Source organism: Rothia sp. HMSC066H02, from assembly GCF_001814995.1.
In the GTDB taxonomy this organism is placed as follows: Bacteria; Actinomycetota; Actinomycetes; order Actinomycetales; family Micrococcaceae; genus Rothia; species Rothia mucilaginosa.
On the sequence record NZ_KV818684.1, the window covers coordinates 154,875 to 169,600 of the forward strand.

Below are 14,726 nucleotides of genomic sequence, written 5' to 3' on the forward strand. Positions count from 1 at the left end.
AGGGAAGGAATAGTGATGAGCGAGAACCTGGCAGATGCTTTCCTCAACGGCGAGTCGTTGAAGAATGCCCCCGGCCCCTATTTTGGTGAGTACGGCGGGCGGTGGATGCCCGAGTCGCTGATTGCCGCCATGGATGAGCTGGAGGCAACCTTTAACGAGGCGAAGAACGATCCCGAGTTCATTGCTGAGTTCCAGCGGCTTTCTGCTGAGTATTCGAACCGTCCGTCGCTGCTGACTGAGGTTCCGAAGTTCTCTGAGCATGCTGGTGCGCGTGTGTTCCTCAAGCGTGAGGACCTGAACCACACGGGTAGCCACAAGATTAATAACGTGATTGGTCAGGCTCTGCTGGCTAAGCGTATGGGTAAGACCCGTCTGATTGCTGAGACCGGTGCGGGTCAGCACGGTGTTGCGACTGCGACCGCGGCTGCGCTCTTCGGCATGGAGTGCGTGGTCTACATGGGCGAGGAAGACACTGAGCGTCAGTCGCTGAACGTGGCTCGTATGCAGCTGCTGGGCGCGAAGGTGATTGCGGTTCAGAACGGTTCCCGCACCCTCAAGGACGCCATTAATGAGGCGCTGCGCGACTGGGTTGCGAACGTTGAGAACACCCACTACCTGCTGGGTACCGCTGCGGGTGCGCACCCGTTCCCGGCGATGGTGCGTTTCTTCCACGACGCTATCGGTGAGGAGGCGCGCGAGCAGATTCTGGCTGAGACCGGCCGCCTGCCCGATGGTATTGCTGCCTGCGTGGGTGGCGGTTCGAACGCGATTGGTCTGTTCCACGCGTTCTTGGACGATTCTTCGGTTGAGATTTACGGTTTTGAGGCTGGCGGTGACGGCGTGGAGACCGGCCGCCACGCGGCGACCATTACTCTGGGCCGCCCGGGCATGCTGCACGGCGCGATGACCTACCTGATGCAGGATGAGGACGGTCAGACCATTGAGTCCCATTCGATTTCTGCTGGTCTGGATTACCCGGGTGTGGGTCCTGAGCACTCCTACCTGTCCGATATTGGTCGCGTGACCTACGAGCCGGTGACTGACACCGAGGCGATGGACGCTCTGCGTCTGCTCTGCCGCACCGAGGGTATTATTCCGGCGATTGAGTCCTCGCACGCTCTGGCGGGCGCGTTGCGCGTGTGCCAGCGTTGGGCTGCTGAGGATCCGGAGGCGGCACGCGAGAAGACGATGATTGTCTGCCTGTCCGGTCGTGGCGATAAGGACATGGAGACCGCTCTGAAGTGGTTCGGCCTGGGTAAGGCGATTCCGTCCTCGACCCTGATGACCGGTAATAAGGAAGCTGCCGCATCCGCTGCACAGAACGCACAGGCTGAAAGTGAGGCTAAGTAATGAGCTACCAGGACGCTATTTCTCAGTCGGCACCTTTTACGGTGCTGGATGGTTCTTTCCCCGCTCCGAATGCGCAGTCGCCTCTGGCGGCTCGTCTGGCTGAATGCGAGAAGCAGGGCCGTGCGGCGCTGATTGGCTACCTGCCGGTGGGCTTCCCGACCCTGGACGAGTCGATTGACGCGGCGATTGCTCTGGGCAATAACGGCGCGGACATTATTGAGCTGGGCGTGCCTTATTCTGATCCGGTCATGGATGGCCCGGTGATTCAGAAGGCGACCGGCGTGGCGCTGGAGAACGGTTTCAAGCTTCCTCAGCTGTTTGAGGCGGTCCGCCGCATTACCGAGGCGACCGACGCGGTGGTTGTCGTGATGACCTACTGGAACCCGGTTCTGGCGTACGGTGTGAAGAATTTTGCGCGTGATTTGGCGGCTGCCGGTGGCGCGGGCATGATTACCCCGGACCTGGTGCCTGATGAGGCGTCGTCGTGGTTTGAGGCTTCTGACGAGTACGGTCTGGATCGTATTTTCTTGGCTGCTCTGTCTTCTTCGCCGGAGCGTCTGGCGACTATTGCGAAGGCGTCGAGCGGCTTCGTGTACGCCGTGTCGGTGATGGGCGTGACCGGTGCCCGCACCTCCGTGTCGGAGGCGGCTCGCACCCTGGTTGCGGACATTAAGGCTGCCGGTGCGCCTCGTGCGTGCGTGGGTCTGGGCGTTTCGACTCGTGCCCACGTTGAGGAGATTGGCGAGTACGCGGACGGCGTGATTGTCGGTACCGCGCTGGTGAAGGCTTTGGCTTCTGGCGGTGTTGAGGCGGTGGCTAAGCTGACCCGTGAGCTGGCGGGGCGTGAAGGCTAATGTCTGATGTGCTGTCGCTGGCGAGCGTGCCGGTAGCTAACGTGCTGGCTTCGATTCCCTCTCCAAGCGTTTCGTACCTGCAGTTGGGCCCGTTCCGTGTGCATTTCTATGCCCTGTGTATTCTTGCGGGTATGGCGGTGTGCTTGTGGCTGGGTTCTCGCCGTTGGAAGGCGGCGGGTGGTACCCCTGAGCGCGTTTTTGACGTGGCGATGTGGGCTATTCCGGCCGGCATCGTGGGTGCCCGCGCCTACCATGTGCTGATTACTGACCCGGGTAGCTATTTCGGTCCGAATGTTGCTGATCCGTGGGCTTTCCTGAAGATTTGGGAGGGCGGCATCGGCATTATGGGTGCCGTGTCGGTTGGTGCGTTGGGCGCCTGGTATGGTTGCCGCCGCTACGGGATGAATTTCCCTGCTTTTGCGGATGCGGTAGCGCCGGGTATTCTGCTGGCTCAGGCGTTTGGCCGCTGGGGTAACTGGTTCAACCAGGAGCTGTTCGGTAAGCCGACGACTCTGCCGTGGGGCTTGGAGATTAGCGCGTCGAGCGGTAATTTCCCGACCCAGTATCCGGCGGGCACGCTGTTCCATCCGACGTTCCTGTACGAGTCGCTGTGGAACCTGCTGGGTGTGGCACTACTGCTGTGGCTGGGCCGTAAGGGAGTGCTGAAGCTGGGTCAGACCCTGTGGCTGTATGTGTTCTACTACGGTGTGGGTCGCCTCTTCATTGAGATGTTCTTGCGTATTGATACCTCGGAGATGCTCTGGGGCGTTCGTATTCACGTGTGGACTGCTCTGCTACTGGTTCTGCTGGGTGCTGCTGGTTTTGTGGTGGCTGGTCGTCGTGCGGCGGCGAAGGCTGCTGCGGGTATTGAGCCGGCTCCTGCGGAGTTCGCTCCGAAGCCTGCCGCAGATGAGCCTGCAGAGGGCGCTGAGGAGAAGGCATCTAAGAAGGCAGAGCCCGCCGAGGATTCTGACTCTTCTGAGTCTTCGACGAAGGGCTCCTAGCTTTCATCTTCTGGCTTTTGTCTTCTAGTTCCATCTAAATTTCATAGAAAAACCGCCGGATGGGGGAGCGCCCCCATCCGGCGGTTTTTTGTGCCCGCTATTTGTGCTTGCTGTCTGCTTCTTGCCGCTGGATGTTCTTATAGTGGCATGTGGTCGTCCCATGTGGTGGCGCCATGCGCGGATTTGGGTGCTGAGAAGGCATAATAGAGGTATTGCGTGTGGCGGGTTCCCGTGTAAGGGGCATGAGGCTCCGCGTAAGGAGTATGAGGCTCTTTGAGTGCCCGTCGCGTCTGCGTTTAGAAACACCCACTCAACGTACAGGATTTTTATCGTGAGCTCTTCTGCCGGCGATTCTTCGCGCCCCATTTCTCCTTCTCCTTCTTCTCGTCCGGGTCTGACCCGTCGTCGTCTTGTGGCTGGTGCGGCGTGGGCTACCCCGGTTGTTGTGGCGTCGTCGGTGATTCCGGCGTATGCGGCTTCTGATGAGGAAGGCGAGTGCACCGGACCTTACGAAGATTCGACGATGGTCACTGCCGGTGACGGCGTGAAGAAGGTTGCCGTGCTGACGGTTCCTGCGGGCGCTAAGCGTATGCGGTTTACCGCTGTGGGTGGTGCTGGCGGCACGAACTACACTGTGGCTGATGCCGGTTCCGGTGCCATGGTGGAGGGTTCTATGGCTGTGCGCGGCGGCCAGACTATTACTCTGACGGCCGGTTCGGGCGGTATTGGTAATGGTGAGCTGAAGCCCGCTGAGGGCGGCGACGGCTACGGTGTGGGTGGCTCCTCGAAGGCTTCTTCGCCGGTTCCCGCAAACGTTGTTTCTGCGATTAATGATTTGACCCGCATTTCTGGCGGTGTGACCGGTCGCGGCGGCATGAGCGCTGTGCTGTATTCGGCGTCCGGCGGTGGTTCCTCCGCTATTGAGGTGGATGGCGTGCCGATGATTGTTGCCGGTGGTGGCGGCGGTGCCGGTGTGCTGGCGTCGTATGCGACGGTTCTGCCGAACCCCGCGAATGCTGGTGCTGTGCGCCCGACCGCGCACTATTCGCTCGATAGCTCCGGTGGCGAGCACCAGTTCAGCACCGGTGGTGGTGCTGGTTCGGGTGACGGCGACGGTTCGCCCGGTTTTGTTGGTTTCACCTCGTATGAGGCGCAGTCTGAGCCGATTCTGACGGTGAACCCGGGTTCGGGTGCCGCCGGTGGTGTGGGCGGTGCCGGCGGTGAGAAGCTGAACCCGCCGACTGTTGATGGTTCGGTGATTGGTTTTTCGAGCACCTCCACCCAGAAGCTGGTGAGCACTGCGACTGCCGGTGCGGCGGGTGCGAGCGGTTTCCGCGCGAAGGGCGCCGATGGTGTGGCGAGCTATTCGTACCAGTGGGATCAGACTCCGGAGGGTACCGATAACCGCCCGTCGAATGCTGGCGAGCTGTTTAACGGCTACCAGTCGGTGGTTTCTGGAGGTGGTGGCGCCGGTTATGGCGGCGGTGGTTCCGGTGCTGCGTTGAGCGTTTCGGCTCGTGTGGTGTCGCAGAAGTGGAATAACGATTCGGCTCGTGCCCGCTATGCGGTGGGTTCGGTGCAGCTGGCTGGCGGTGGCGCTGGCGGCGGTACGTTCATGGATTCTACGGTGCGCATCATGGATCTGGGTTGGGCGTTGAACGCTCCGAATGGTCCGGGTGAGCGCGGCGCTGGCTATATTGAGGTTGCTTTCTGCTTCTAGGCAGCTAAGTCTCATCGGCTAAGAGTTCCTATAAGCCTGTAGGAATCGTATAGGTGCAGATTGAACCCTTTCTTTAGGGTGGTATGCGCCTCAAACTTAATATTTAAATTTTTTCTGAGTGCCTCCCAAACCACTTGTTTGGGAGGCATTCTCATCTTCTGTGTTGCTTCGTCATAGCGTCATATCAACCTTTGGCGGTTTAGCGCATTGGTCAGAATAGACCTTATCGAAAGATCATCCTTGCTCGTGAGAACGCCTATATCTAACCCCTCTGTCATATTCGGGGAAGGTCCTTTAGATTGGCGGCTCATCATTTTACGGTGGAAATGTAAAGAATACGCGCGCCCACCCCGCTAGGTTGCACAGCGCAGATTGCAGATTGCGGCTTGAGCGCGACCACCGATGACTAAGGAGTTTAGATCATGTGCAAGGAAACCATGAAGGCTGTTGTTGTCCCTGAGAAGGTTGACGGTTCGGTTGTTGTCCGTGAGGTTCCCGTTCCGGCTGTCGGTCACGGCCAGGCGCTCGTGAAGATTGAGTACTCGGGCGTGTGCCACACTGACCTGCACGTGGCTTCCGGTGACTTCGGTGAGGTTCCGGGTCGTATTCTGGGCCACGAGGGCATCGGTCGTGTCGTCAAGGTCGGTGAGGGTGTTGAGTCCCTGAAGGAAGGCGACCGCGTGTCGGTGGCTTGGTTCTTCGAGGGCTGCGGCCACTGCGAGTACTGCACCTCGGGCCGTGAGACCCTGTGCCGTTCGGTGAAGAACGCAGGCTACTCGGTCGATGGCGGCATGAGTGAGTACACCCTGGTGACCGCTGATTACGCTGTGAAGGTTCCCGAGGGTCTTGACCCGGCACAGGCAAGCTCCATTACCTGCGCTGGTGTGACCACCTACAAGGCAATCAAGGAGTCGCTGGTTCGTCCCGGTGAGTGGCTGGTTGCTTACGGTGCGGGCGGTCTGGGTAACCTGGCTGTTCAGTACGCTAAGAAGGTTTTCGGCGCCAAGGTTATCGCTGTTGATATCAACGATGACAAGCTGGCTCTGGCTCGTGAGACCGGTGCTGATCACGTCATCAACGGCCGTGAGGTTGAGGATGTTCCGGCTCGTATTCGCGAGCTGACCGGCGGCGGCGCTCATGCTGCTGTGGTGACCGCGGTGTCGAAGGTTGCGTTCAACCAGGCTGTCGAGTCGGTTCGTGCGGGCGGTTCCGTGGTGGCTGTTGGTCTGCCCTCGGAGATGATGGAGCTGTCCATTGTGAAGATTATTCTGGACGGCATCCGCGTGGTGGGCTCCCTGGTGGGTACCCGTCAGGATCTGGCGGAGGCGTTCCAGTTCGGTGCTGACGGCATCGTGGTTCCGGTGGTTCAGCTGCGTGAGGTTGACGAGGCACCGGCTGTCTTCGAGGAAATGGCGGCGGGTAAGATTACCGGCCGTATGGTTCTGGACTTCGCTAGCCTCTAAGCTAGCGGATGGGTCGAGGCGCCCGGTAGGGCTTCAAGGTCTCACTCGGCTGGGGTCTTGCCGGTAGTTTCGATGGTTATAGCGCCTAGGGCGCATCCCGTGTGGCGGGGGAGTAGGGGTACTCTTTCTGCTGTGCATACGACGCGGGGTGCGTCCTAGTGTTTTTAACTAGTATTTTTAACTAGATGTTTTAGCGCCGGGTTTTTGAGAGCCGTTATCGTGAGGAGCCCAAATCCTCTGTGAGTACTAGGCACCTAAACGTAATATACGCGGGAATTTATTTTTGAAATATTCGGGGATTATCTCAAAATTCTCACTAAATCAGTTCAATAGAGCATCTTGTTTGACATCTATAGGCCTCAAAATGCATACTTGCATTGTAAACATTCAACCACTGGTTGAGGCGTAATATTTGCCGAAGAGATAGGTTTCGAACGCCCCTGCACATACCCTTGATGTAACGGGATATGACGTGTGAAGGTTTCGGCCCTCCTAGATATCGATTCCTTCTCCCGGAACGCCATACCCGGGTGAATTTCAGCATCTTCGTACCGTGCCGTTATTCACCGTTGAGTCCTTAATTCCGGCCAGGCGCCCCTCTAGACACCTTCGGATTGAGGTCTCACCAATGATTAGTGTGGGCCCCACGGACATGGTCAATGGGGACTATGTCCGCCACACTAATCCGGGGCTTTTAGGACATTGCATGACTTCGTGGTGGTTCGCCCGCCACGCTATAAATTTACCTGCCGGCACGGGTAACATAGCCGGGTTCTCTACTCACTCGGTAACCCACCCGCTGCAGAACGCATCTTGATTTTTGTGTTGTTCAGAAGATGCGCCCTGTAGCAAAAGAACGAGGGGCACCTCTGCCAGGTGCCCCTCGTTTTTATATGCGCGTTGCAGTGTTTAGCAACTGCCTCGCTGTTTAGTAGATACCACGCTGCGCGGTCCAGCGGATCGTGCCGCGCTCAAAGTCCATGTAGTACACGCCGTTCACGTAGGATTCGTCGCCGCGTGCCGCACCGTAGCGAGCGGTATTCTTCTCCCAGTGCTTGAAGATTGCGCCGTTACCGTTGGTCTCGTACGCACCGTACGCATCCGACCAGAGCAGTACCTTACCCGAGGCGAACTGAATCTGAGCGCCCGTGGAGGTGACAGTCTCGTCGGTCACCGGTGCACCCCAGGTGCCGCGGTGCTGCAGGAAGCGGTGGTAGAACGCGCCGCCGGTGTGCATGCGGTGGGTGCCGGTCTGAGCAGACCACACGTAGGTGGTGCTGCCGGTGAATTCCTGCTTGATGAGGCTGTTGCCCAGGTTCTGCTCGTCGGTGGTGGGCACGCCCCTCATGCCAGCTGCACGCCAGGTCGCATAGATGGAGCCGCGCTCATTGATGATGTGGGTTCCGTATGCGTTGGACCAGTAGCCACCCTCACCGTTGGCGAAGGAGACTGCGATGGTGTCGGAGCGGGCTTCCTCGTTGGTGGTCAGGCCGCGGAATCGTGCCACGTCCGAGCGGAACTTATGATCCAGACCGCCGTTGGTGACCAGCCAGTGCGAACCGTGAGAGTTCGTCCAGTAGATGGTCTTGCCGTTGGTGAACTTCTGCGCGTACACGCCGTTGCCGAGGGTGTACTCGGTACCGATCGGGTTGCCGTAGAAGGAGCGGTTTTCGTTCCAGTAGCCACCGATACCGGTGCGAATATCAATGGAACCGGTCGCAGTGGTCACCACATTCGAATCCTGTGCCGCACGGTCTTTTGCCGCACGGTCCTCAACCGCGCGGTCCTGGCCGTTCGACCAGTTGCGGTGCACGGCCTTCGGGTTCTTCGCCAGAACCTTCAGATCGTTCACGGTGCCGGGGAAGAAGTTCGAGTCACCCACGAACGGGCCCGAATCGGTGAACTGCCAAATGTCGTAGCCGCTCCATCCCGCCGGAATTGCACCGACCACGGTGGAGTAGCTCGCCAGGTGCAGCGGCAGGGTGCCGAACTGCTGTGAACCCACGCAGTGCGACCACCAGGAGGTTGCGGTGTACACCATGGGGTCGCGCCCGGTCAGTGAACGGTAAGTGTCCACGAAGTCGCGGGTCCAGGCGGTCAGCTGCGCCGGGGTCATGTTGAAGCAGGTGTTGCCGTAGGCGGGGTAGGGGTTGAACTCGATGTCCAGCAGGCCGGGCAGGGTCTTGCCGTCGGCAGTCCACGCGCCACCATTCTGCACGAAGTAGCGTGCCTGATCGGCACCCGAGGAGGTGCGGGGGTTTGCGAAGTGGTAGGCGCCGCGCACCATGCCGACCTGTGCCGAACCGTTGTACTGCTGACCGAAGTAGGGGTTGGTGTAGTAGCCGCCCTCGGTTGCCTTCACGTAGGCGAAGCGGGAACCTGCGGCGTAGGCGCTCGCCCAGTCCACGTTCTGCTGGTGCGAGGAGACATCCATGCCGAGGGTGCCGCCGCTCGGGGTCCATGCGGAGCGGCCCTGTGCCAGTGCCTGACCGGCTGCCGGAGCTCGACCAGCTCCCAGACCCTGCGCGGAGCTCTGGGTCGCGGAAATACCGCTCAGAGTTGCGGTAGAAGCGGGGGAGGTGGCTCCGGTGCGTGCGTTCGCGGTGCCCAGTCGTTCGCGTTCGCCCGCACCCATGGCGGGGTTGGAGCGTTCGACCAGGGATGCATCCGGGGCGGGGGCGTAGGTGAGCTCCTCGTAGGATGCGTTGGGGTTGACCTCTGTGTCTGCACTCGCGCTGGGGGCGGCGAAGGCTGCGGGAACGGAGGTGAGGGATGCGGCGACCAGGGAGAGCGCACCTGCGGACGCCATGATGGAGCGGGCTGCCGCGGAGCGCGCGGCAGTCTGGAGTTTCTTCATAGATTTTGCCTGTGTTTGAGAGGTGGATGTGTCGATGTGGCCCTGTGTGGGGGCTTCTGGCACGAGTGAATGGTGAGGTAGTTGAGTGAGGTTTATGTGTCGATTGTTGCCGCGTCAAGCGACCGGCACAGCTATCAGCCTACGGTACCTGCACCGCTGTGCGCAATGCTTTGGCATGTCATTCTGGCGGCATATCTTTCGCAGAGTGCACAGTAATTTGGGGTCTTTGGGGGACCTGTTTAGTTTTGCGGCTTGTCGGTGTATTTATGGGCTCAGTTTTTTGCGAAAAATTTTAGGTGGGTGACACGCCGGGGGCATTGCGAATTTCATTCTGTGGACTGCTCTGTCGGAGGTTGCGCTGCAGGGGCTTTGGCTTGCGGGCATAAGGAAAGGGGTGGGCCGCACACACAAAGACCCACCCCTCATGTTCCGGGTACTGTATTTGGCGCGGCCTCGCACCGGCACCCGGAGTTTCATGGTCGATGCAGGAGAGATGAAGAGTCATCGACCACGTATATGGTGCCTGTTGGCACGTTTTTCTCGGCTCTTCCCGCCCGCTCTTTCAGGTTCTGGTGTCCGGCTGAAAGATCGGGAGGGAAGAGGCGAAAGTTTATTTTTCCTCGAATTTTTTAAAATTTCGAGGGCTTAGAGGAACTTGGCGATGTCCTCGACCAGCGGCTTGAGGGTCTCGCGGTCGATGTACTCAGCCTTGCCGGTCTTGTAGCATTCGAGCATCTGCTTGATGCCCTCGTTGGGGTTCGGGTTGGCCATGAGCCATGCGCGGACCGGGCCCTTCAGAGCAGTCTTGTGAGCCAGCGAAATCTTGTCAAAGTCGATACCGCCACGCAGGTGGTAGACGGGGCGACCTTCGGTCAGTTCGGGGGTGTAGCTCTTGGCGACAGCCTTGTCCAGCAGCTTCTTCGAGTACTCACCGGTGAAGGAGACGGTGAAGAACGCGGTGCGGTTCTTCTTGGGCGCAATGATCGGCAGGATCTTCTTGCGAAGTGCCGGTGCGCCGTTGAGGAATCCACCGTAGTCGCTGCCGGCAATGACGAAAGCATCGAATGCCTCTGCCTGCTCGGGGGTGACCTTGGAGGCGGGGACAGTCTCAACTTCGGGAGCCTGTGGGAGTGCACGCAGATCTTCTGCCAGCCAGGTGGCGTACTGTTCGGTGTAGCCGTAGGTGGAGCCGAAGATAATCAGCACGCGAGTAGTCATCTGTGAACCTTCCAGATATATTTCGCATTTCAAATACTAATTATGGGTTCCAATATAGGCTAGGCGCGCGAAAATGTGAAATCGCCCAGCCCTTGGATGCCCTATCTATCTTCTCATAGCCCACTCTGAGTGTCTCTATGTTTTTGAAACACGCCCGAAGGTTCTCGAGTGTGACTAAATATTGCACAGTGCCCATTTTCTATAGGTAAAAAGCACCCTAATTTACTTTCTGGGTGAGGCGGGGGTTGAGGGGGTGGAAACCGGCTTTCTGTGGTGTGCTCGATGGGGAAGGGGTGATGTTCAAAATGCGACGTGAAACACAAATTCTTCGATGGAAAGAGTTGGGAGAGGCATACCCAAGTGGGCTTAAAACCCCTATAATTGAGAAAGAGTCCCACGCATCCGGCATGTGGTTACCTGTTAGAACACGTGGGAATAATTGGGAATTTGACGTTAGTCTTCCCCGGAAAATCAGTGTGAGCCCTCAGGGGCCACATGAAACAACACACAAAGGTTAGGTACATGAGGCGCGCAAAAATCGTTGCAACCATCGGTCCGGCAATCGAGTCCCCCGAGAAGATCTCCGAGGCAATCAAGGCTGGCCTGAACGTCGCCCGTCTGAACATGAGCCACGGTGACCACGCCGAGCACCAGGCACGCTACGACACCATCCGTGAACAGTCTGCAAAGCTCGGTAAGGACGTTGCTATCCTCGCCGACCTGCAGGGCCCCAAGATTCGCCTCGAGCGTTTCGCAAACGGCAAGGAATACCTTGAGCCCGGCGCAGACTTCACCATCACCTCCGAAGACGTTGAAGGTACCGCAGAAATCTGTGGCACCACCTACAAGGGCCTGCCTGGCGACGTAAAGCTCGGCGACAAGCTCCTGCTCGACGACGGCAAGATTCGCCTTGAAGCCATTGAGGTAACTCCCACCCGTGTTCGCACCCGCGTGGTCGTCGGTGGCCCCATCTCCAACAACAAGGGCATCAACCTGCCCGGCGCAGCAGTCTCCCTGCCCGCGCTGACCGAGAAGGACGCGAACGACCTGCGCTTCGCACTGAAGATGGGTGCAGACATCATTGCGCTCTCCTTCGTCCGTACCGGTGCAGACGTTGACCCCGTCCACAAGATCATGGAAGAAGAGGGTATCCGCGTACCCGTCATCGCCAAGATCGAGAAGCCCCAGGCAGTTGAGAACCTGCAGGACATCATCGACAAGTTCGACGGCATCATGGTCGCTCGTGGTGACCTCGGTGTTGAGCTGCCCTTCTCCGAGGTTCCCCTCGTCCAGAAGAAGGCAATCGACATGGCACGCCGCTGGGCAAAGCCCGTCATCGTGGCAACCCAGGTGCTCGAGTCCATGACCGACAACCCCGTCCCCACCCGTGCAGAGGTTTCTGACTGCGCTAACGCAATCCTTGACGGTGCAGACGCTGTGATGCTCTCCGGTGAGACCTCGGTCGGTAAGTACCCGATCCTGACCCTGCAGGCTATGGCTGCAATCGTTCAGGATACCGAAAAGGGCGGCCTGTACCGCGTGCCCGAGCTGGACCGCAAGCCCCGCACCCGCGGTGGCGCAATTACCCGCGCAGCAGTGAACATCGCCGACCAGCTGGATGCAAAGCTCATCGTTACTTTCACCCAGTCCGGTGACTCCGCACGTCGTCTGGCACGTCTGCGTCCCGAGACCCCGATTGTCGCGTTCACCACCAGCTCGAAGGTTCGTTCCTTCCTGTCCATGCTGTGGGGCGTTGACGCTGAGCAGGTTGAGATGATCACCGATCAGGAAGGTCTGTTCCATTTCGTGGACGAGTACCTGCTGAAGAACGGTCTGGCAGAAGCTGGCGACCTGGTCGTCGTTGCTGCCGGTGCTCCCGCAGGCCGCGCAGGTACCACCAACATGGTTCAGGTACACCGCGTCTACGGTGCTGAGGGCGAGCGCGAGGCTCTGCGTCCTTACGAGGAGGACGAGGTCAAGCGCTAAGCCGCTCACCAATCTTTCCGATGCGTAGCTGAGGGTAATCCTTCGCCTGTACGCCCGGTATATAGAACCGCCGCCCGGTCGTGAACTCTCACGGCCGGGCGGCGGTTTTGCGTGTTGGTGTAGTTGTCCCATCTGATGCGCGGGTGGGGTACAAGGGGTATAGAAGCGGATACAGAAAAGCGGCGGGAAAGCTTCAAACTTTCCCGCCGCTTTTGCGTTGGTGCCCGAGGTGGGACTCGAACCCACACTCCGAAGAACCTGATTTTGAGTCAGGCGCGTCTGCCAATTCCGCCACTCGGGCGTATCACGCATTTGTGCGTAACACCTTTAGAATTCTAACCCAGGCTGTCTAGAAAATCTAATCTATCTGACGTGTTGAGCAGGCTGAGGCGGGGCGCGGAACATCTGCTGAGGGTTTCTGTTGCGCCTCTACACGGGGGTAGGTCTGGTACCTGCCGCGCATTTGCTGAGGGGCGCGGGAGGGGATGTTGAGTGTAAATCCTGAGCTCAGGGTGAACCGGTGCCACTTATCCACAGGTGGAGGCGGGGGAGAAAGCGCGCATCCTGTATCCTTAAAGACTGACTAACCATCCCCGTTCGCCTTCGCGGCTGGGGGCCACCTCAACGTTAAGAAAGTGATCACGGCTCGTGTTCAATTCTCTCTCCGACCGCTTGACGGCAACTTTTAAGAACCTGCGCGGCAAGGGCCGCCTCTCCGAGGCAGACATTGATGCAACCGTCCGCGAAATCCGCCGCGCCCTGCTCGACGCTGACGTCGCCGTCCCCGTGGTCCGCGAATTTACCGCCCACGTGAAGGAACGCGCTCTCGGCGCGGAAGTTTCCGAGGCGCTGAACCCCTCCCAGCAGATCGTCAAGATCGTGAACGAGGAGCTGGTGAGCATCCTCGGCGGTTCGACCCGCCGCATCAACATGGCGAAGAGCGGCCCGACCATCATTATGCTGGCGGGTCTGCAGGGTGCCGGTAAGACCACCCTGGCTGGCAAGCTGGCTCACTGGCTGAAGGGCCAGGGCCACACCCCGATGCTGATTGCATCCGACCTGCAGCGCCCCAACGCGGTGACCCAGTTGAAGGTTGTCGGTGAGCGTGCAGGCGTGCCCGTGTACGCGCCGCACCCCGGTGTGACCAGCGAGTTTGACGTACCCACCGGCGATCCCGTGCAGGTGGCACGTGACGGTGTGGCTGAGGCTCGCGCTAAGCTGCACGACGTGGTGATTGTCGATACCGCGGGTCGTCTGGGTGTTGACGCTGAGCTCATGCAGCAGGCACGTAACATTCGTGACGCTATTGAGCCGCACGAAGTTCTGTTCGTCATCGATGCGATGATCGGTCAGGACGCCGTGAACACCGCTAACGCCTTCAACGAGGGTGTGGACTTCACCGGTGTGGTCCTGTCCAAGCTTGATGGTGACGCCCGCGGTGGTGCGGCGCTGTCGGTGGCTTCGGTGACCGGCAAGCCGATTATGTTCGCGTCCACCGGTGAGAACGTCACTGACTTTGAGCAGTTCCACCCGGACCGTATGGCAAGCCGCATCCTGGATATGGGTGACATCCTGACTCTGATTGAGCAGGCTGAAGCTCAGTGGGATAAGGCTGAAGCCGACCGCATGGCGAAGAAGTTCATCGATCAGGAAGACTTCACTTTTGAGGACTTCCTGGCTCAGATGCAGCAGATTCGTAAGCTTGGTTCCATGAAGAAGCTGCTCATGATGATGCCCGGTGCGGCTCAGATGCGTCAGCAGCTTGAGGCTTTTGACGAGCGCGAGATTGACCGCGTGGAGGCGATTGTTCGCTCCATGACCCCGCACGAGCGTGTGGCTCCGCGCATCATTAACGGTTCTCGCCGTGCCCGTATCGCTAAGGGTGCGGGCGTGACCGTTTCTGAGGTGAACCAGCTGATGGAGCGTTTCGCTCAGGCTCAGAAGATGATGAAGAAGCTCGCTTCGGGCAAGATGCCCGGCATGCCCGGTGGTATGCAGATGCCCGGTATGGCGGCTGCGGCGGGTGGCGCTCGTAAGAACGCGAAGAACAACAACAAGAAGAAGAAGGCTCGCTCCGGCAACCCGCAGAAGCGTGCGGCGCAGGAGGCGGCAGCAGCTAAGGCGCAGCAGGCTCGCGCCGGTGCTGCATTCGGTCAGCAGGCTCAGAACCAGGAGATGGATCTGTCCAGCATGAACCTGCCGAAGGGCTTCGAGAAGTTCCTGCAGTAAGAGCAAATATGAGCCCCGGTGAGGGGTGGTACGGGTGCGCACGTG

At 59.3% G+C, this 14,726-nt stretch carries 9 protein-coding genes and 1 tRNA gene; 7 read left to right on the forward strand and 3 right to left on the reverse strand.

Translation table 11 applies throughout. The annotated features are described in order from the left end of the window. Nucleotides 1–15 precede the first annotated feature (15 nt). The 5 genes from trpB (at nucleotide 16) to adhP (ending at nucleotide 6,391) form a co-directional block, all read left to right on the forward strand. Nucleotides 16–1,350 (forward strand): tryptophan synthase subunit beta, encoded by a 1,335-nt coding sequence (gene trpB / locus HMPREF2999_RS06035; protein ID WP_049345652.1) that lies wholly within the window; start codon nucleotides 16–18, stop codon nucleotides 1,348–1,350. Next, on the forward strand, nucleotides 1,350–2,204 hold the full coding sequence (gene trpA / locus HMPREF2999_RS06040) for a tryptophan synthase subunit alpha (RefSeq protein WP_049327777.1): 855 nt from the start codon (nucleotides 1,350–1,352) through the stop codon (nucleotides 2,202–2,204). The genes trpB and trpA overlap by 1 nt, the downstream gene beginning before the upstream one ends. Further along, nucleotides 2,204–3,208, forward strand: a complete 1,005-nt coding sequence (lgt, locus tag HMPREF2999_RS06045) for a prolipoprotein diacylglyceryl transferase (protein WP_070676679.1) — start codon at nucleotides 2,204–2,206, stop codon at nucleotides 3,206–3,208. Before trpA ends, lgt begins: the two co-directional genes overlap by 1 nt. 331 nt (nucleotides 3,209–3,539) lie before the next feature. Next, the gene (locus HMPREF2999_RS06050; protein WP_070676677.1) at nucleotides 3,540–4,928 is read left to right on the forward strand and encodes a phosphoenolpyruvate synthase; all 1,389 of its coding nucleotides are present in this window, start codon (nucleotides 3,540–3,542) and stop codon (nucleotides 4,926–4,928) included. Between the two features lie 422 nt (nucleotides 4,929–5,350). Beyond that, the gene (adhP, locus tag HMPREF2999_RS06055) at nucleotides 5,351–6,391 is read left to right on the forward strand and encodes an alcohol dehydrogenase AdhP (RefSeq protein WP_080974471.1); all 1,041 of its coding nucleotides are present in this window, start codon (nucleotides 5,351–5,353) and stop codon (nucleotides 6,389–6,391) included. Nucleotides 6,392–7,319: 928 nt separating this feature from the next. On the opposite strand, the gene HMPREF2999_RS06060 is transcribed toward adhP, so the two are convergent. Continuing rightward, nucleotides 7,320–9,248, reverse strand: a complete 1,929-nt coding sequence (locus tag HMPREF2999_RS06060) for a GH25 family lysozyme (RefSeq protein ID WP_070676675.1) — start codon at nucleotides 9,246–9,248, stop codon at nucleotides 7,320–7,322. Between the two features lie 645 nt (nucleotides 9,249–9,893). After that, nucleotides 9,894–10,466, reverse strand: coding sequence for a flavodoxin domain-containing protein (locus HMPREF2999_RS06065; protein WP_044150346.1), 573 nt, complete (start codon nucleotides 10,464–10,466; stop codon nucleotides 9,894–9,896). A 522-nt stretch (nucleotides 10,467–10,988) separates the two neighbouring features. Here HMPREF2999_RS06065 and pyk point away from each other — a divergent pair. Further along, a complete protein-coding gene (gene pyk, locus HMPREF2999_RS06070) occupies nucleotides 10,989–12,452 on the forward strand; it encodes a pyruvate kinase (RefSeq protein WP_070676673.1) in 1,464 nt (487 codons plus the stop codon). 218 nt (nucleotides 12,453–12,670) lie between these two features. Here pyk and HMPREF2999_RS06075 read toward each other — a convergent pair. After that, nucleotides 12,671–12,753: transfer RNA gene (locus tag HMPREF2999_RS06075), tRNA-Leu, on the reverse strand. Nucleotides 12,754–13,100: 347 nt separating this feature from the next. Here HMPREF2999_RS06075 and ffh point away from each other — a divergent pair. After that, entirely contained in the window at nucleotides 13,101–14,681 is a 1,581-nt protein-coding gene (gene ffh, locus HMPREF2999_RS06080; protein ID WP_049342095.1) for a signal recognition particle protein, read from the forward strand. Nucleotides 14,682–14,726: the final 45 nt, after the last annotated feature.